We start from the raw sequence: 15,749 nt of genomic DNA, 5'->3' as shown, positions 1-15,749 counted from the left end.
ACGCTCCATTCCTGGGGCGCGATGGGGACATGTGAAGCCCGGCTGCCCCCGAGTCGCGATCGTGATCGTGACCTACAACAGCGCTCCGGTCCTCGGCGGTTGCCTGGCCTCGCTGCCCGAGGGCACCGACGGGGTGGATCTCGCCGCCGTCGTCGTGGCGGACAACGCCTCCAAGGACGACTCGCTCCGCATCGCCGAGAAGGCTGCCGGCCTGCCCATGCGTCCCGTGCAGGTGGGCAGGAACGCCGGGTACGCGGCGGCGATCAACGCCGGGATCGCGGCGCTCGACCTCCACGAGCTCGACGCGATCTTCGTGATGAACCCCGACTGCCGCCTTCGCCCGGGCTCGCTGGCCGTGCTGAGCCAGGCCCTCGGTCGTCCGGGCACCGGCATCGCCGTGCCCCGGCTGATCAGCACCGAGGGCGTGCTCCACCACTCGCTGCGCCGCACGCCGGCCGTACGCCGCGCGCTGGCCGAGGCGCTGCTCGGCGGGCACCTGGCCGGTCGCGTCGGCGCGCTGGGCGAGATGATCGTCGATCCGGGCCGCTACGAGCGGCCGGGCCCCGCGGACTGGGCCACCGGGGCCGCCATGCTCATCTCCGCCGCGGCGCTCGACCAGGTCGGCCCGTGGGACGAGTCCTTCCTGCTGTACAGCGAGGAGACCGAGTACGCGCTGCGGGCCGCGGACGCGGGCTGGAGCCTCTGGTACGAGCCCGCCGCCGTGGTCGAGCACATCGGCGGCGAGGCGAAGACGAGCCCGATGCTGGCCGCGCTGCTCACGGTCAACCGCGTGCGGCTGTTCCGGCGGCGCAGGGGCAGGATCGCGAGCGCGGGCTTCTATCTCGCCGTCCTGCTCGGCGAGGCCATGCGGGCCGCCGCGGGCCGCCGCACGGCCAGAGCGTCGGTCGTGGCCCTGCTGCGGCCCTCCCGCCGGCTGCGGGCCCTGCCTGGATGAGCCGCGGACCCTACCCGGATGAGAGGAACACCATGAGAGTCGAGCATCTGGAGCTCGAAGGCGTGCTGCTGTTCGTGCCGACGCCCAGCCACGACGATCGGGGCTTCTTCACCAGGACCTTCGACGCCGCGATCGCCGCCGAGCACGGGCTCGACCACACCGCGTTCGTCCAGGACAGCCAGTCGCGCTCGCGCCTGGGCACGATCAGGGGGATGCACGGCCGCTCGGGCCGCGGCGAGGCCAAGCTGGTACGGTCCGCGCACGGCGCCGTGCTCGACATCCTGGTGGACGCGCGGCCGGCGTCACCGACGTTCGGCTCCCACGTCACCGTCCGGCTCGACGACGTGTCGTTCGCGCACCTCTACGTGCCGCCGGGCATCCTGCACGGCTACCAGGCGCTGACCGAGCACGCCGACGTCTGCTACCGCATCGACCGCGAGCACGACCCCGCCGAGGACCTGGCCGTCCGCTACGACGACCCCGACCTCGCGCTGCCCTGGCCGTTGCCGGTCACCGCGATCAGCGAGCGCGACAGGTCGGCGGGCTCCTGGAAGGAGCTCAGGAGCATCCTGTCCGCCTGATCCCGGCGCTCGAGCCGCAGCAGCGTCCCCGCCGCGCCGACCAGCAGGAACATCACGCTGGTGATGCCGGGGAAGGAGAGCAGGTCGAAGGTGGCCGCCCCCAGCAGCGGGATCACCAGGCAGGCGGCGATGGTCAGGCCCAGGTTGCGTACGTTCGGATCGGAGCTCAGCCGGCGCACCCAGAGGGCCACGACGATCCCGCACCCGATCACGCCGACGAACCCCAGCACGCCGAGCAGCCCGGTCTCGACCAGCGACAGCAGGTACTGGTTGTCGAACACCTGATGCTTGAACGGGTACCAGGTGCCGAGCCCGCGGCCGAAGATCGGGCTCTTGTCGAACTCCCGCATCGCGAACGGGTAGTCGTGGGTGCGGTAGATGATGCTGCTGTCCTCGCCGGCCCCGGCGAACAGGTTGTAGAACGTGCCGATCAGGCCCGGCGCCAGGACCTTCATGAAGCCCAGGAACACCACGAAGGCGCCGATGGTGACGATCCGGCGCCGGTTGGACCAGCCGAGCAGGAGGATCAGCCCCGCCCCCGCCAGGCCGAGCACGGCGGTCCTGGAGACCGAGAACATCAGGCCGGCCGCGATGATGACGGCGCAGATCCACCAGCGGGTCGCGGCCTGGCCGCGGCTGCGCGCCTGGAAGCCGAGATGCGCGGCCAGCGGCAGCAGCATCGCCGACAGCGCGCCGAACTCGATCGGGTGCCCGAGCGTGCCGGCGACGCGGCGCAGGTCCGACCGGGAGATCACGGTCGGCACCTCCTCGACGGAGGAGTGGCGCAGCCCGGGGATCTGCATGTACTTGGTGAGGTCGAAGTCGAGCCTGAACTGCAGCAGGGCGACGATCGCCGCGAACGTGCCGCCGATCACGACCGCCTTGAGCACGAAGTCGAGGCGCTCGCGGCTGTCGATGCCGTCGCAGACCATCAGCAGCAGGCTCACGTAGCCCGCGTAGAGCACGAACGTGTGGTCGGAGAGGTTGAGCTCGTCGGACGGCAGGTACAGGTAGGTCGTGTACCCGTAGATCGCCAGCAGGAGCATGCCGTACACGAAGATCGCGGTGCGGACCGGGTTGGCGCCCTTGGCCACGCCGGTCGTACTGATCATCTGGGCGCACACCCACACCACGCCCAGCACCAGAGCCATGATCTCGGCGGGCGTGAGCGACAGCGGGAGCCCGGCCACCGCCAGGCGGGCCGGCAGCATCAGCAGGACGACGACGAAGAAGCAGACCAGCGTGGCGCCGTCGGCGCGGCGGAGCGGCCGCTGGGCCAGGTTGACCGCGGTCATCCTTCGCGTCCAGCCAGCGACCGCGTGCCGTTGCTCGCGACGGGCTCGTAGAGTCCGAGCTCGGGCTGCGCCGGGCGGCGCGCCCGGCGATGGCGGGCGAAGCTCTCGGCCGCGAAGGCGGCGAACAGGCTCATGAAGAACGCCAGCGCCCCGGTGACCACCGCGCCGCGCATCCGGCTGCCCTTCTTCTCGTCCGATTGGGTGGGCGGCACCACGACGGTGGCGCTCACGTAGGTGGTGGGCGGCGCCTTGACCTGCTGCTGCCGGGCGCGCAGCTCCTGCTGGGCCAGCGCGGTGACCTTCACGACGATGCCGTGGGCCAGCTCGGCGGTCGGCGCCTCGCAGGTGATGACGATGAAGGGGGTCGCCGGCATCATCTCGGGGTTGGTGCCGCCGCTGGTGATCTTGAGCGTGACGTCGCCGCCGATCGGCGCGCCGACCTTGGCGACCGCCTCAGGGGTGTTCAGGGCCTGGATGAGGATCGACGAGGTCATGCTCAGCCCCTGGTCGAAGGAGACCAGGGGGTTGGTGCGCGGGTTGGGGAATTTGGGGTCGCTCGGCACGCTGCCACCGGTGACCGGCAGGGTGAGAACGAGCGCCGAGCTGGAGACGAATGTCTTGGGCGCCACGGCGAAGACGCCGACGGCCCCCACGATCGTGAGCAGGAAGGCCGGAATCGTCACGTACCACCGCTTGAACAGAACGGTCGCCGTCGCCCAGAAGTCCATGCGCGGGCCTCATCCCTCGCTCTTGTCCTGGGTCGCCTTCCCGGGCCAGGGCACGGGCGAGAGAGGCTCCCCGCGGTAGACGGGGAACTCCATGGTGGAGGAGCTGTCCTCGTCGGGCTCCGGCAGTTCGACGGGCTCGTCCGCCTGCGCTTCCACCGGCTCCGGGACCGCCACAGGGACCGCCGGGGGTGCTGGGGGTTCCGGCTGCTTGGGGGCGCGCCGGGTCACCACGCCGTAGGCGATGCCGAGGCCCAGGAGCAGGCAGAGCACGGCGCTGCCGATCCCCGCCTGCCAGTTCATGCTGTGGTCGGCCTCGGGCGTGGACGGCGGCACGATGTCGGTGGACGTGATGAAGGTGTTCGGCGGAGCGCCGAGCGCCTTCTGCCACTTGAACAGCTCGCTCGCCACGCGCTCGCGCGCCGCCATCAGCACGGCCGTGGCCTGCCGGGGAGACTCGCTGTCGACCCTGATGTAGATGTAGGGCCCGTTGATGTCCAGGACGTTGGGGTTGGAGCGCCCGTCGTCGATCGTGATCTCCGTCGGGCCGTCCTTGGGCGCGCCGAGCTGCGTCCAGACGTCCTGCGTGTTCATCGACAGGATGACGATGCTCGCCCCGGTCTTCAGCGCGTCGTTGAAGGAGAGGAACGGGTTGGTGAGCCCCTGCTTGGTCTTGTCGGAGGGAACGGTGCCCCCGTTCACCGGCGTGGCCAGGACGAGGGAGACGTCGGTCGTGTAGTGCGCCGGAACGACCGCGTACACCACGACGCCCACCAGGATCGAGAGACAGATCAGCGGCGGGCCTACGAGAACTCGGCGGAGAAGACCAAGGATCCTCTTCCAGAACTCCATTTTGGTACGTTCCCCCGCATCAGCAATGCTTGCTCTATAGCGGACCATCGCCCATTCGCGGCCAGACGTTACATCTGCGTAGAACGGTTACACCGCGCGTAGTCGCAGCGATAGACCTACCGACTACGGCGACGGGGGCTTCGGTGGGGATGACGGTAGAGCGTCCGGCGACGCGACGCAGGCTGACCGGACTCGACGGCTTACGGGGCCTGGCGGCGTTGTTCGTCGTCCTGCACCATTGCTGGCTCCTGTCCTTCCCCGGGTTCCCGGTCAACGACGCGCCCTGGTGGACGGGATGGCTGCTCTACGGCCATTTCGCGGTCGTGGTGTTCATCGTCCTGTCCGGCTTCTCACTGGCGATCTCGCCCGCCCGGTCCGGCTGGCAGCTGGGCGGCATCCCCACCTTCCTCAACCGCCGCGCCTGGCGCATCCTGCCGCCGTACTGGGCGGCGCTGGCGTTCAGCCTGGTGGTCGCGTGGGCGGTCATCCCCCAGCCCGGGCAGCAGCCGCCCACCGGGCAGTCGGTCGTCATCTACGGGCTCCTCCTGCAGGACGTCTTCGGCTCCCCCAGCCCCAACGGGGCCCTGTGGTCGATCGCCGTCGAGGCGCAGCTCTACCTGGTGTTCCCGCTGATGCTGCTGGTCCTGCGCAGGATGGGCGCGGCGGTGATGCTCGGCGCGGTGACCCTGATCGTCGTGGCGGTGGGGGCGCTGGCGCCCTCCGTGCCGGCCGTGGACCTGCTGATGCGGCTGACGCCGCAGTTCGCCGCGCTCTTCGCCATGGGCGCGGTCTGCGCCGGCGTCGTGCGCGCGCAGGAGCGTACCGAGCGCCTGCCCTGGCACTGGTTCGCGGCGGCCGCCGCGGTCCCGGTGCTCCTGCTGATCGTGCTCGCCGGGCCGGTCTGGGTGGTCGCGAACTTCTTCTGGGTGGACCTGGCGGTCGGCCCGGCCGCCGGGCTGCTGCTGACGGGTGTGGCGACGGGCAAACCGGCCTGGCTCGTACGGCTGCTCGACACGCGTCCGCTCCGGCGGCTGGGCTCCTTCTCCTACAGCCTCTACCTGATTCACTCACCGCTCGTCGTCATGATCAACCGGCTGGTCGTGGCCCCGCACGTGGCGCCTGGCATGCCGGCCTTTCTCCTCACGCTCGCCCTGGCAGTGCCGGTGAGCGTGGGGACGGCGTGGTTGTTCGCCTCGGTCTTCGAGCTGCCCTTCCAGCGGCACCGGAGCTGGAGGGGGCTGCGCGACGCCGTACGCGCGCGGTTGGTCAGGTGAGCTTGGCCAGCGCCTCGGCCTCGTACGCCGCCGCGAGCTCCTCCGGGATGCGCGTCAGGTCGTCGGCCCGGTAGAAGTCGCGCAGGGTGGTGCCGCGGCAGGTGGCGTCCACGTTGGGCGCCGCCGCGCGGGAGCGGACGTCGTCGATGTGGACGGTGCGGAAGTCGATGCTGAACCGGGTCCTGCCGGAGGTGTTGGTGACGGTCGAGTGCAGGTGCGCCCCGGAGAAGAGCAGCATGCCGCCCGGCTCCGGCACCAGCCGGAGCTCGGTTTCGAGGTCGAGCGCCTCCTCCGGCTTGGGCTGCTCCCGGGTGTCGCTGTGGATGTGCTGGGCGGCCGTGGGCCGGCTCACGGCGGTCCATTCCGCGTAGTCGTAGCGGCCGCTGCCGTTGCGCACGGGGCGGTCGAAGTACTGCGGGTGCAGGGCGAAGACGTTCTCCGGGACCACCTCGTAGATGGGGATCCACCAGTTGACCTGGCAGAACGGCGCGGCGTACCAGCAGTCGCGATGAGCGTGGTAGGCGTAGGAGATGCCGGAGTCGAGGTAGTGATCGGCGGTGGAGGTGCGCAGCCGCGGCACGTCGAAGTAGGTCTTGTCCAGCGCCATGCCCAGCTCCTCGAGCAGGGTGACGAGGAGCTTCTTGCTGGTGGGGTGGTGGATGAAGCGCGGCTTGAGGTCCGCGAGCAGTGCCGCGAACTCCTCCACCGGCATCTCGTACTGGGCGGTCTGGGGGTCGCGGCCCTCGAACGCCTCCTCGATCAACTCGCGGGCGAACTCGATCAGCTTGGTCGAGGCAGGCGTCGCGGAGTAAAGGAAGAGGTCTCCCTGGAAGAGCATTTTGCGCCGGACATCATCATTGATTCGGCTATTTGCCAATAAAACGGACATAGCGAGATTTTCCCCCTCGCGTGGTTCTTTTCCTTTCTCTCGCCTTAGCCCGCTTCTTTGTTACAGGGAGGTTAGAGAGGTTATAGAGGAAGCTGCGTCTGCGTGTCCGGCCTGCCCACGTAGACCGAGTAGTCCGGGTGGTCGAAGCGGTGCAGCGCCTGGATGTTGTCGTTCCACGGGGCGGGAACCGGGCGCTTGTGCCGCAGCCCGTTGATCGGCGCCAGCTTCATCAGCTCGCTCTCCTCGTTGAACTCCCGGATCGCGCTGAGCTCGCCGACGTACTCGTTGTGGATGATCTGGTCGTCGTCGCCCACGGTGTCGTCGAGGTAGCAGAACACGCGGGGCAGGAAATACTTGTGGTCGCCCTTGAACAGCCGCAGCGCCGCCGCCGTCGAGGAGTAGAAGTCCACGTCGATGGAGACGAACCCGATCGGCGCCGGACGCTCGCCGTCGAGGAACTCGCCGACCGTGTCCTCGATGTTGCCGAGGATCAGAGTGGCCTCCCCCAGCCGGGCCCGCAAGGCGTCGACGTCCATGACGAAGTCGCCTTCGCGCCAGATGTAGGGCAGGTCGCGGTAGTCGGTGGGCTTGGGCAGCCCGGCGCCGGTGTCGAAGCCGTAGACGTCGATCTTCACACCCGACGCGGCCGACGCCAGTGCCGCCATGCGGTTGAGCTCCACCATGCCCGCGCCGCCCGCGACGCCGAACTCGACCACGCTGATCCGGCCGACGCCGAGGCGCCTGGCCAGCTCGGCCGCCTGCTGCACGCCGTAGGCGTAGTGCGGCCTCGGGTAGAGGTCGAGCGCGCAGCGCAGCTCGTACGAGCCGAACGGCAGGCGCCGCATGACGGCCAGCAGGATCCGGCCCGGCTGCATGAGCAGCCGCACGATGCGAATCAACACGGGGAGATCACCCTTTCGAGGAGACGAGTCGCGCGGCCAACCCGGCGAGTTTGCGGCTGCGGTGCGTCAGCATCTGGTGCTGCCGGCGCCAGTAGGTGCGCAGCAGCACCGCGTTGGCGCGGGTGCGCTGCTCCGCCGACAGCTCCGTGATGCTCAGGGCCCGATGCATCGCCCGGAACTGCAGCGTGGTGGCGAAATGCGCGGTCCAGGCCGGCACCCCGAGCGCCGCGGCGATCCCGGACAGGCGCCGCTCGCGCAGGTTGCGGTGGGCGAGGATCTCCGGCACGTGGCCCCAGGGCGCGGTCAGCGCGAGCATGGTGGCGTAGACCTCGTCCTCGCGGATCATCAGCGGCCGGGGCACGGCGGCCACCTGCTCGCGCCGCATCAGGCCGTAGAGGGGGTCGAGCCCGTGATGCTGGGTGGTGACGACGTCCCACAGCTCGTCCAGGCGGTCGATGGGGTCGTCGGAGAGCATCCGGGTGCCGCGGTAGCGGGGCTGGTGGACCCTCCCGTCCGCCCCGGTGTAGCTGACGTCCGAGGTGACCAGGATGAGCCGCTCATCGGCCAGGAACGGCTCCAGCGTCCGGGAGACGTAAGTCGGTTCGAGCAGGTCGTCGTCGCCCATCCAGCGGAAGAACTCCCCCCGCGCCCGCCGCAGCACCTCCACGAAGTTCCCGACCACGTGCAGGTCACGCGGCTGCCGGTAGTAGGCGATGCGGCTGTCCTGCCTCGCCAGCTCGCGGCAGAGCTCCTCCGTGCCGTCGGTGGAGGCGTTGTCCGAGATCACCACCTCGATCTCGGCATGGTCCTGGGCGAGCGCCGAGCGTACGGCCGCCTCCAGGCGGTCCGCACCGTTGCGGACCGGGATTCCGATGGACACCAGCATCGCTTCTCCTCGGGGGTCATCGCGCGCGGGCGGGAAGCAGCCGCACCAGGCGATCACTCACAATGTGGAACTGGTCGCGGGTCACCACGACCAGCACGTACGCCAGCAGGCCGCCGCCGCCCGCCACGATGAGCTGGACCAGGGGGCTCCCCTGGGTCAGCAGGGCGAGGCCCAGCATGACGGCCGCGCACACCAGCGCCCCCGCCGCCGGGCGGACGAGACCCGGCAGGGCCGGCGCGAGCCGTACCCCGGCCCGCTGCACGGCGAGCACGGCGAGCGGAAGGGCGACGAGCACGGCGGCGGCCGCCTGCCCGATCGCGGCGCCGCGGATGCCGTCGAGATGCGTGCCGACGATGACCGCCGGGATCATCGCCGCCGCGTGCCCGAGGTTCATCCAGACCGTCGAGCGGGTGGCGCCCTGCCCGTTCAGGATGTCGAGGGCGAAGGAGGTGAGCATGCGCACCACCATCAGCACCGCCAGGAACCGCAGCACGCCGGCGGCCAGCTCCCACTTCGGGCCGTAGATGAAGATGATCATCGGGTGCGCGAGCAGCGCCATGAAGACGGCCAGCGGCAGCACCATGGCGATGAGCAGCGGCACGGTTCGCTGCACGCCGAGCGACAGGGACTCCTCGTCACGTTCGGCCAGCCGGGAGAAGCCGGCGATCGACACCATGCGGATGGCGCTGCCGATGATGCCGGGCACCCAGCTCGACACGTTGAAGGCCATCAGGTAGAAGCCCAGCCACGCGTCGCCCATGATGTTGCCGACGATGATGTAGCCCACGTTGAGCAGCATGATCTCCAGCGCGATCCCCGCCGCCGAGGGGATGCCGAACCGCAGCAGCTTGGCCGCGATCTGCCGGTCGAACCCGAACCGGTAGGGCAGGCGCGCGTAGAGCAGCATGAAGACGCCGGTGACCACGGCTCCCGCGAGCTGCCCCCAGGCGAAGCTGTACGCGCCCGCCCCGTTGACCGCCAGGACGATCGCCACGGGCGCGTTGACCAGGAAGCCCGCGAGGACCGCCTTGGCGTTCTTGCCGGTGCGGAACCAGCGCAACAGGGCCGCGCTGCGCACCGCGGTGACCGCCTCGACGAGGATGACCGCGGTGAGGATGCGCACCACGGACGTGGCCTCCGCGCTGCCCGCCAGCGCCGAGAAGTACGGCGCGCCGACCCAGAAGATCCCGTACAGGCCCAGTGCGGAGATCATGGTCAGGGTCGTCGCCGTGGGCGCGATGTCCTCCAGCCGCCCACGCCACTGCACGACGGCCGACATGACGCCGACGTCCTTGACCACCATGACGAACTGGGTGGCCGCGAGCGCGACGGCGTAGATGCCGAAGTCCTCCGGCGCGAGGAGCCTGGCCAGGATCAGGCCGAGGATGAACGAGCCCGCGCGGGTGACCAGTGTGCCGAGAAAGCTCCACACGGCCCCTCGGCCCGCCTTGCGCCCGATGTCACTGATGTCCGGGCCCGGTTGCTCTGCCATGCCGGCCTTCCCTAGCTAGGCTCGCTGATCCGCTCCAGCCAGATCTCCCGCCAGAACGGGACGAACGCGCGGGGGCAGTTGGACTTGTAGACGCCGTCGCAGATGATTCCTTCGAGCGCGATGCAGGGGTTCTTCATCTCGAGCATCTCGCCGGTCTTCTCGTCGATGCAGCGCTCGACGCGGGCGCTCACGCGGGCGACGCGGCCGCACGAACGCGCCATGTCCTCCTCGAAGCCCAGCCCGCGGTTGAACCCCTTGGTGTTCAGCGTGGCGACGATCTCGTCCCTGGACTTGATCCGCACCAGCTCGCCCGGCTGGAGGTCGGTCGTGCCGGTCGGCGTGCGGCCCTCGTGCGGGCCCGGCCGTACGAAGCCCCAGGCCAGGCCGTCCTTGATGCGCAGCCACTTCGGGAACTTCCTGGACAGGCGCTGGTAGCGGTTGAACAGCCCGAAGAAGAGCGTGCGCAGGGTCGGCCCGATCCCGGCGTTGCCCACCTGGATGTCGGTGACGTACTGCCTCATGTCACGGAACGGGAGCTGTTCCGGGGCGGCGCGCAGCAGTTCCGTGGCCTGGCAGCGGAAGCGTTCCTCGCCCTCGGGCCCCGGCTCCCGCCGGGTGTTGACCTCGAGGATCGGCAGCAGCGGCCGCTCGGGGCGGATGGCCGGCTCCGAGGTGGGCGGCCCGTCCACCCGCTTGAGCCAGGCGGTCTTCCAGTAGAGCAGGCAGGCGGTCTGGCAGCCGCCGTGGGCCGAGCCGTCGCAGCGGGAGCCCGCCAGATGGACGGCGTCCTCCATGCGCCGCATCCCGGTCCTGGTCATCGTGTCGCAGAGCTTGTTGGCCACCTTGTGAACGGTGAGCCGCTGCCCGCAGAACCGCAGCATCTCCGGCATGAAAGGGAGGCTGTCCAGCTCCCCCTTGTCATCCAGCGTGGCGAGGATCTCCTCCGCACTGAGGACCTCGACCACGTCGCCGACTTTCAGCGCCAGGTTCAACCCATCCACTCCTTCACCAGGCCCGCGTTCTGCAGGGCGTGAGCCGCGTCCGCTATTGCCTGGAACGGCAGGTTCGACCGTTCCGCGATGTCCAGGAGGCTGTTCAGCCCGTCGGAGAGGCTCAACACCCACAACATCGCCATCTGCGCTTGCTTCGTGTCACTGCGCCCGCCGAGTGACCCGTACAGGCCCCGGGCGCCCAGCTGGGGCTCGCCGTACGGGCTGAGGTTCTGGTAGCGGCGGTTGCCCTCCAGAACCCGCACGGCCGCCCACAGCGTCTCCAGGGTGTCCTCCATCGCCTCGGGACGCACGAAGTCGGGATTGTCGGCCGAGGTGTGATATTCCGGGTATCCGCCGTACGGGGTCCTGGTCAGCGAGCCGACGGCCAGGTTGAACCCCGGCGAGCAGTACTGCCGCTCGTCGTAGCCGTACGGGGAGAAGTCCAGGACGGTGTGCGGCCGGTCCTTCAGCACGTGCGCGAAGACCTGGTCGATCTCGGCGTCGCCGCGCCTGCTGCGCTTGTAGGTGATCGTGCCGCCGTCCCCGGCGCAGGCCAGCGTCACGCCGTGCCTGATCCGGTCGGTGCGCTCCCGGTTCAGGGCGAGCCAGGTGATCGCGCCGAGGGTGCCGGGCGCGAAGATGAACCGGTAGGTGTACCAGGGATCGGACAGCCGCTGCGCCAGGGCGACGGCCACCGCCACGCCGGCCAGGTTGTCGTTGGCCAGCGAGGGATGGCAGACGTGGCAGGAGATCAGCACCTCCTGCGAGCTGCTGCCCCGGACCACGTGCTCGCCGTAGGTCAGGTAGCCGTCGGCCAGCGTGGAGTCGATCCTGACCTCGTAGGGCCCGTCGGCCATCCCGTCCAGGGTGTTCTGGCTCAGGCAGAAGCCCCAGGTCTCGGCGTAGTAGCTGGTCCGGTACGGGATCAGGTCCGGCTGCTCGGGCAGGGTGTGCAGGTGCCCGCGCAGCTCCTGCAGGGACATCGTGGCCTCGACCGGCGCGCTGTATCCCACGACGTGCAGGTTGGAGTCCTGGAAGTCGATCACCTTGTTGCCCGCGGCGTCCTTGACGTAGGCGTCGCGGATGTTCCATTCCCGGGGGATCGTCCAGTCGAGGACCTTGGTGCCGGTCGGCACCTGGGTGACGTCCAGCGGGATCGACTCGCCGATGATCTCCAGGGTCTCCCGCAGCCCGTCGCCGGTGATGCTCCGGCACAGCGGGTAGAGCCGCCGTACCAGGTCGTGCATGTCCTGCCCGTTCATGGCCGGAGGGTGTCGTCGACGGTGCCGGCCTCGCGCCGGTCGGCGAGCCGGGCCAGCCTGGTGAAGCGGCGCGCGAAGTCCTGCTTCGTCAGGCCGTACTCGCGGTAGGCGTCGATCAGCTCCACCGCGCCCGCCTTGACCGTCCAGCGCGCCTCGTAGCCCAGCGCGGCCCTGATCCGGGAGAAGTCGACGCGGTAGGAGCGCGGATCGGAGCCCGTCTCACCGGTGATGGTCAGCGTCGATCCGGGCACCGCGGCGACGACCTCGGCCGCGATCTCGGCGACGGTCACGTTGTTGACCTCGGTGCCCACGTTGAAGGCCGTCGTGTGCACGGCTTCGCGGGGCGCGACGAGAGCGGCCGCGAAGGCGTCGGCGATGTCCCTGGCGTGGACCAGCGGGCGCCAGGGCGTGCCGTCGGACAGCACCCGGACCTCGCCGGTCAGGTGGGCGTGGCCCACCAGGTTGTTCAGCACGATGTCGGCGCGCAGCCTCGGGGAGAACCCGAAGGCGGTGGCGTTGCGCAGGAACACCGGCGTGAAGTCGTCGTCGGCCAGCGTGACCAGGTCGTCCTCGACCCGCACCTTGGACTCGGCGTACGGCGTCACCGGCCGCAGCGGCGCGTCCTCGGCCAGCAGTTCCTCGCCGCCGGACGCGCCGTAGACTGAGCAGGTGGAGGCGTACAGGAAGCGCCGCACGCCCGCCTCCTTGGCCAGCCTGGCCAGCCGGACCGAGGCGTGGTGGTTGATGTCGTAGGTCAGGTCGGGCGCGAGCGCGCCGAGCGGGTCGTTGGACAGCGCGGCCAGGTGGATCACCGCGTCGAATCCCGCCACGTGCTCCGGACCCGCGTCCCGCAGGTCCACCGTGTGCGCCTCGATCTGCTCGGGCTCGGGGCCGAGCAGGCAGTCGGCGAACAGGCCGGAGTCCAGGCCGACCACGTCGTGCCCGGCCTCGGCCAGCATGGGGGCCATCACGCTGCCCAGGTAGCCCTGGTGGCCGGTGAGAAGTACCCGCATCAGTTCTCCAGATCGACGGTGAGCTTGGAAACGTGGAACGCCTCGGCATAGCGCGCGTGGCACTCGATGCCGCGGATGCGGGCCAGGCCCAGGAACGCCTCGCGGTCGTACCAGGGCCGGTGCCGCTGGGAGGCGTAGTGGCGCTGGAGCAGATCGACCTTCAGCTCCGCCACCTCCTCCGTGAGCGGCTGGAAGACGGCGGGCGCGGCGAGGTCGCCGTCCCATTTGACGATCTCGTAGCCGAGCGCCAGGTGGTCGCGGAAGGCCGTGGGCACGAGCTTGGCCAGCCCCCGGTGGTCCTGGTGGGCGTCGCCGCGCCAGGGCGCGAAGATCAGGCCGGGCTCGGTACGGGCGCGCAGCTCCTCCACCGCGGCCTTGGCCTCCTCCCACCTGGCCGGCAGGTAGCCGTCGGGCAGCTTCAGCACGGTGACGCGCAGCTCCGCGCCCGGGCAGAAGTCCGCCAGCGCCGCGCGCTCCTCGTCCTCGCGCTCGGTGCCGCCGCCGGACAGCACCAGCGCGTCCACGCGGAGGCCGGGGCGGGCGGCGCAGAGCGTCAGCAGGCTGCCGCCCGCCCCGATCGCCAGGTCGTCACAGTGCGCGGCGAGCGCCACGATGCCGTCGAGCCGCCCCGCGCGCAGGCCGATCACCGGGACCGTTCCCAAAGGGCCCACGGGCGCTCGCCCCGGGAGTAGGCCTCGTCCAGCTCCATCCGCTGGTTGACGGTGTCGGTCGGCCGCCAGTAGCCGCGGTGCGGGTAGGCCAGCAGGCGTCCGCGCTTGGCCAGCTCCACGCAGCCGTCGGCGACCAGGTCGCCGTTCTCCGGGATGTGCTCGAAGACCTCCTGGGTCAGCACGAAGTAGCCGCCGTTGACCCACACCGGCATCTCGCTGACCGGCGAGATGCCGCCGACCAGGCCGTTCTCGCCCACGTCCACGCAGTGGAAGGTCTGCGACGGCGGCACGACCATCATCGAGGCGGCCGCGCCCGACTCGACGAAGCGGTCGATGATGTCGGGCAGCGGCGCGTCGGTGAGCACGTCCGCGTAGTTCGCCAGGAACATCTCGTCGCCGTCCAGGTGGCGGCGGACGCGGCGCAGCCGTTCGCCGATCGGGGAGTTGGTCCCGGTCTGCACGAACGAGATGGACCAGTCGGAGATGTCGCTCGACAGCAGCTCGACCTTGCCGCCGCGCAGGACGAAGTCGTTGGACGTGGCTTCCTGGTAGCCGAGGAAGAAGTCCTTGATGTGGTGGGCACCGTAGCCCAGGCACAGGACGAACTCCTTGTGCCCGAAGTGCGCGTAGTAACGCATGACGTGCCAGAGCAGCGGCCGCGGGCCGACGAGCGCCATCGGCTTGGGCACCTCGCCCGGCACACCCGTCCGCATGCGCGTGCCGAAGCCTCCACAGAACAGGACAACCTTCACACGACCTCCAGGTGTGGGATCGGGAAGACCAGACGGCCTCCCCATTCGTGCACATAGGAGAGCTGAGCGGTGAGCTCTTCGCGCAGGTTCCACGGCAGGACCAGCACGTAGTCCGGGCGATCCTGAGCGATGCGCTCGGGAGCGACGATGGGGATCCGGGTGCCGGGGGTGAATCTGCCGTGCTTGTAGGGGTTGCGGTCAACCGTGTAGGCCAGCAGGTCCTGGCGGATGCCGCAGTGGTTGAGCAGCGTGTTGCCCTTTCCGGGCGCGCCGTAGCCGACGACCGTCCTGCCTTCGTCGGCGGCGTCGATCAGGAAGCGGAGCAGGTCGCGGCGGACGCGTGCGACCCGGTCGGCGAACCCGGCGTAGCCGGACAGATCATGCAGTCCGGCCGCCTTCTCCCGGGCGAGCACGTCGAGCACCCGGTCGGACGGGCTCCCCGACGGCCGGGCCCACAGCCGGATGGATCCGCCGTGGGTGGGCAGCAGTTCGACGTCCACCAGCGTCAGCCCGCCGGAGGCCAGCGCCCGCTGCGCGGAGGCGACCGTGTAGTACTGGAAGTGCTCGTGATAGATCGTGTCGTACTGGTTCAGCTCCATGAGCGTCAGCAGGTGCTGGACCTCGATCGACACCCAGCCGTCGTCGGCCACCAGGGCGCGCAGGCCCTCGGTGAAACCGACCACGTCGGGGATGTGCGCGTAGACGTTGTTGGCCACGACCAGGTCGGCCGGACCGTGCTCGGCCCGCACCGCGGCACCCGTCTGCGGCGTCAGGAACGCGGTGAGCGTCGGCACGCCCTTCTCCTTGGCCGCCTGTCCCACGTTGGCCGACGGCTCGATGCCCAGGCACCTGATGCCGCGCTCGACGACGTGCTGCAGCAGGTAGCCGTCGTTGCTGGCCACCTCGGCCACGAACGACGGCTTCAAACGTTCCACAGCGGAGTCGACAAACTTCCGTGCGTGTTCCACCCATGAGGCGGAATAAGAGGCAAAGTAGGCGTATTCGGTGAAAGTTTCTTCCGGTGTGATCAGCGGCGGTATCTGCGCCAGCCAGCAACTGGTGCAGACCCGCAGATGAAGTGGATAAGTGAGCTCGGGCTCGTCGAGCTGTTCCGCGGTGAGGAAGAGCTCACAGGGCGGAGTCGCCCCGAGATCCACCACACCGACCAGGTCGGCCGAACCGCACAGCCGGCACGATGTCATCGACAA

16 protein-coding genes are annotated in these 15,749 nt (G+C 69.9%); 3 read left to right on the top strand and 13 right to left on the bottom strand.

The window, feature by feature from the left end:
• Positions 1-31: 31 nt before the first annotated feature.
• Together HD596_RS16300 and HD596_RS16295 are read left to right on the top strand one after the other, a co-directional pair.
• Positions 32-955, top strand: coding sequence for a glycosyltransferase family 2 protein (locus tag HD596_RS16300; RefSeq protein WP_185070057.1), 924 nt, complete (start codon positions 32-34; stop codon positions 953-955).
• A 32-nt stretch (positions 956-987) separates the two neighbouring features.
• Positions 988-1,536: a dTDP-4-dehydrorhamnose 3,5-epimerase family protein gene (locus tag HD596_RS16295; RefSeq protein ID WP_185070056.1), complete on the top strand. Its 549-nt coding sequence runs from the start codon at positions 988-990 to the stop codon at positions 1,534-1,536.
• On the opposite strand, the gene HD596_RS16290 is transcribed toward HD596_RS16295, so the two are convergent.
• From HD596_RS16290 to HD596_RS16280, 3 genes are read right to left on the bottom strand one after another with little or no spacing between them, the layout of a single operon-like run.
• Positions 1,425-2,831, bottom strand: a complete 1,407-nt coding sequence (locus HD596_RS16290) for an O-antigen ligase family protein (RefSeq protein WP_185070055.1) — start codon at positions 2,829-2,831, stop codon at positions 1,425-1,427. The two genes, HD596_RS16295 and HD596_RS16290, sit on opposite strands and share 112 nt — an antisense overlap.
• Complete coding sequence (locus tag HD596_RS16285; RefSeq protein WP_185070054.1) at positions 2,828-3,559, bottom strand: GumC domain-containing protein; 732 nt, start codon at positions 3,557-3,559, stop codon at positions 2,828-2,830. Before HD596_RS16285 ends, HD596_RS16290 begins: the two co-directional genes overlap by 4 nt.
• 9 nt (positions 3,560-3,568) lie before the next feature.
• Positions 3,569-4,408 carry a hypothetical protein gene (locus HD596_RS16280; protein WP_185070053.1) on the bottom strand — a complete coding sequence of 280 codons (840 nt, stop codon included), beginning with the start codon at positions 4,406-4,408 and terminating at the stop codon, positions 3,569-3,571.
• A gap of 149 nt (positions 4,409-4,557) precedes the next feature.
• Here HD596_RS16280 and HD596_RS16275 point away from each other — a divergent pair, with 149 nt between their 5' ends.
• Entirely contained in the window at positions 4,558-5,682 is a 1,125-nt protein-coding gene (locus tag HD596_RS16275) for an acyltransferase family protein (RefSeq protein ID WP_185070052.1), read from the top strand.
• Here the strand turns inward: HD596_RS16275 and HD596_RS16270 are convergent.
• The 10 genes from HD596_RS16270 to HD596_RS16225 all read right to left on the bottom strand — a co-directional run bounded on the left by HD596_RS16270 (position 5,675) and on the right by HD596_RS16225 (position 15,743).
• Positions 5,675-6,520 (bottom strand): hypothetical protein, encoded by an 846-nt coding sequence (locus HD596_RS16270; RefSeq protein WP_246554494.1) that lies wholly within the window; start codon positions 6,518-6,520, stop codon positions 5,675-5,677. The genes HD596_RS16275 and HD596_RS16270 overlap by 8 nt on opposite strands.
• Positions 6,521-6,651: 131 nt before the next feature.
• A complete protein-coding gene (locus HD596_RS16265) occupies positions 6,652-7,473 on the bottom strand; it encodes a class I SAM-dependent methyltransferase (protein WP_185070050.1) in 822 nt (273 codons plus the stop codon).
• A 7-nt stretch (positions 7,474-7,480) separates the two neighbouring features.
• A complete protein-coding gene (locus HD596_RS16260) occupies positions 7,481-8,359 on the bottom strand; it encodes a glycosyltransferase family 2 protein (RefSeq protein WP_185070049.1) in 879 nt (292 codons plus the stop codon).
• A 16-nt stretch (positions 8,360-8,375) separates the two neighbouring features.
• Positions 8,376-9,851 (bottom strand): oligosaccharide flippase family protein, encoded by a 1,476-nt coding sequence (locus tag HD596_RS16255; protein ID WP_185070048.1) that lies wholly within the window; start codon positions 9,849-9,851, stop codon positions 8,376-8,378.
• 11 nt (positions 9,852-9,862) lie between these two features.
• Positions 9,863-10,852 (bottom strand): hypothetical protein, encoded by a 990-nt coding sequence (locus HD596_RS16250; RefSeq protein WP_376775851.1) that lies wholly within the window; start codon positions 10,850-10,852, stop codon positions 9,863-9,865.
• Positions 10,840-12,105 carry a DUF4910 domain-containing protein gene (locus HD596_RS16245; RefSeq protein ID WP_185070047.1) on the bottom strand — a complete coding sequence of 422 codons (1,266 nt, stop codon included), beginning with the start codon at positions 12,103-12,105 and terminating at the stop codon, positions 10,840-10,842. Before HD596_RS16245 ends, HD596_RS16250 begins: the two co-directional genes overlap by 13 nt.
• The gene (locus tag HD596_RS16240; protein ID WP_185070046.1) at positions 12,102-13,118 is read right to left on the bottom strand and encodes an NAD-dependent epimerase/dehydratase family protein; all 1,017 of its coding nucleotides are present in this window, start codon (positions 13,116-13,118) and stop codon (positions 12,102-12,104) included. Before HD596_RS16240 ends, HD596_RS16245 begins: the two co-directional genes overlap by 4 nt.
• Positions 13,118-13,765, bottom strand: a complete 648-nt coding sequence (locus tag HD596_RS16235) for a PIG-L deacetylase family protein (protein WP_185070045.1) — start codon at positions 13,763-13,765, stop codon at positions 13,118-13,120. The genes HD596_RS16240 and HD596_RS16235 overlap by 1 nt, the downstream gene beginning before the upstream one ends.
• Positions 13,762-14,541: a sugar phosphate nucleotidyltransferase gene (locus HD596_RS16230; protein ID WP_185070044.1), complete on the bottom strand. Its 780-nt coding sequence runs from the start codon at positions 14,539-14,541 to the stop codon at positions 13,762-13,764. Before HD596_RS16230 ends, HD596_RS16235 begins: the two co-directional genes overlap by 4 nt.
• Entirely contained in the window at positions 14,538-15,743 is a 1,206-nt protein-coding gene (locus HD596_RS16225; protein WP_185078513.1) for a class I SAM-dependent methyltransferase, read from the bottom strand. Before HD596_RS16225 ends, HD596_RS16230 begins: the two co-directional genes overlap by 4 nt.
• Between the last annotated feature and the right edge of the window lie 6 nt (positions 15,744-15,749).

The organism is Nonomuraea jabiensis, from assembly GCF_014204795.1.
Lineage (GTDB): Bacteria > Actinomycetota > Actinomycetes > Streptosporangiales > Streptosporangiaceae > Nonomuraea > Nonomuraea jabiensis.
The sequence above is the reverse complement of the archived record's forward strand: the minus strand, read 5'-3'. Positions and strand labels throughout refer to the sequence as shown.

Excerpts from the sequence above, each read along its gene's own strand:
- HD596_RS16295 (WP_185070056.1), top strand. The coding sequence starts at position 988 with ATGAGAGTCGAGCATCTGGAGCTCGAAGGCGTGCTGCTGTTCGTGCCG.
- HD596_RS16290 (WP_185070055.1), bottom strand. The coding sequence starts at position 2,831 with ATGACCGCGGTCAACCTGGCCCAGCGGCCGCTCCGCCGCGCCGACGGC.
- HD596_RS16285 (WP_185070054.1), bottom strand. The coding sequence starts at position 3,559 with ATGGACTTCTGGGCGACGGCGACCGTTCTGTTCAAGCGGTGGTACGTG.
- HD596_RS16280 (WP_185070053.1), bottom strand. The coding sequence starts at position 4,408 with ATGGAGTTCTGGAAGAGGATCCTTGGTCTTCTCCGCCGAGTTCTCGTA.
- HD596_RS16275 (WP_185070052.1), top strand. The coding sequence starts at position 4,558 with ATGACGGTAGAGCGTCCGGCGACGCGACGCAGGCTGACCGGACTCGAC.
- HD596_RS16270 (WP_246554494.1), bottom strand. The coding sequence starts at position 6,520 with ATGCTCTTCCAGGGAGACCTCTTCCTTTACTCCGCGACGCCTGCCTCG.
- HD596_RS16260 (WP_185070049.1), bottom strand. The coding sequence starts at position 8,359 with ATGCTGGTGTCCATCGGAATCCCGGTCCGCAACGGTGCGGACCGCCTG.
- HD596_RS16255 (WP_185070048.1), bottom strand. The coding sequence starts at position 9,851 with ATGGCAGAGCAACCGGGCCCGGACATCAGTGACATCGGGCGCAAGGCG.
- HD596_RS16245 (WP_185070047.1), bottom strand. The coding sequence starts at position 12,105 with ATGAACGGGCAGGACATGCACGACCTGGTACGGCGGCTCTACCCGCTG.
- HD596_RS16240 (WP_185070046.1), bottom strand. The coding sequence starts at position 13,118 with ATGCGGGTACTTCTCACCGGCCACCAGGGCTACCTGGGCAGCGTGATG.
- HD596_RS16225 (WP_185078513.1), bottom strand. The coding sequence starts at position 15,743 with ATGACATCGTGCCGGCTGTGCGGTTCGGCCGACCTGGTCGGTGTGGTG.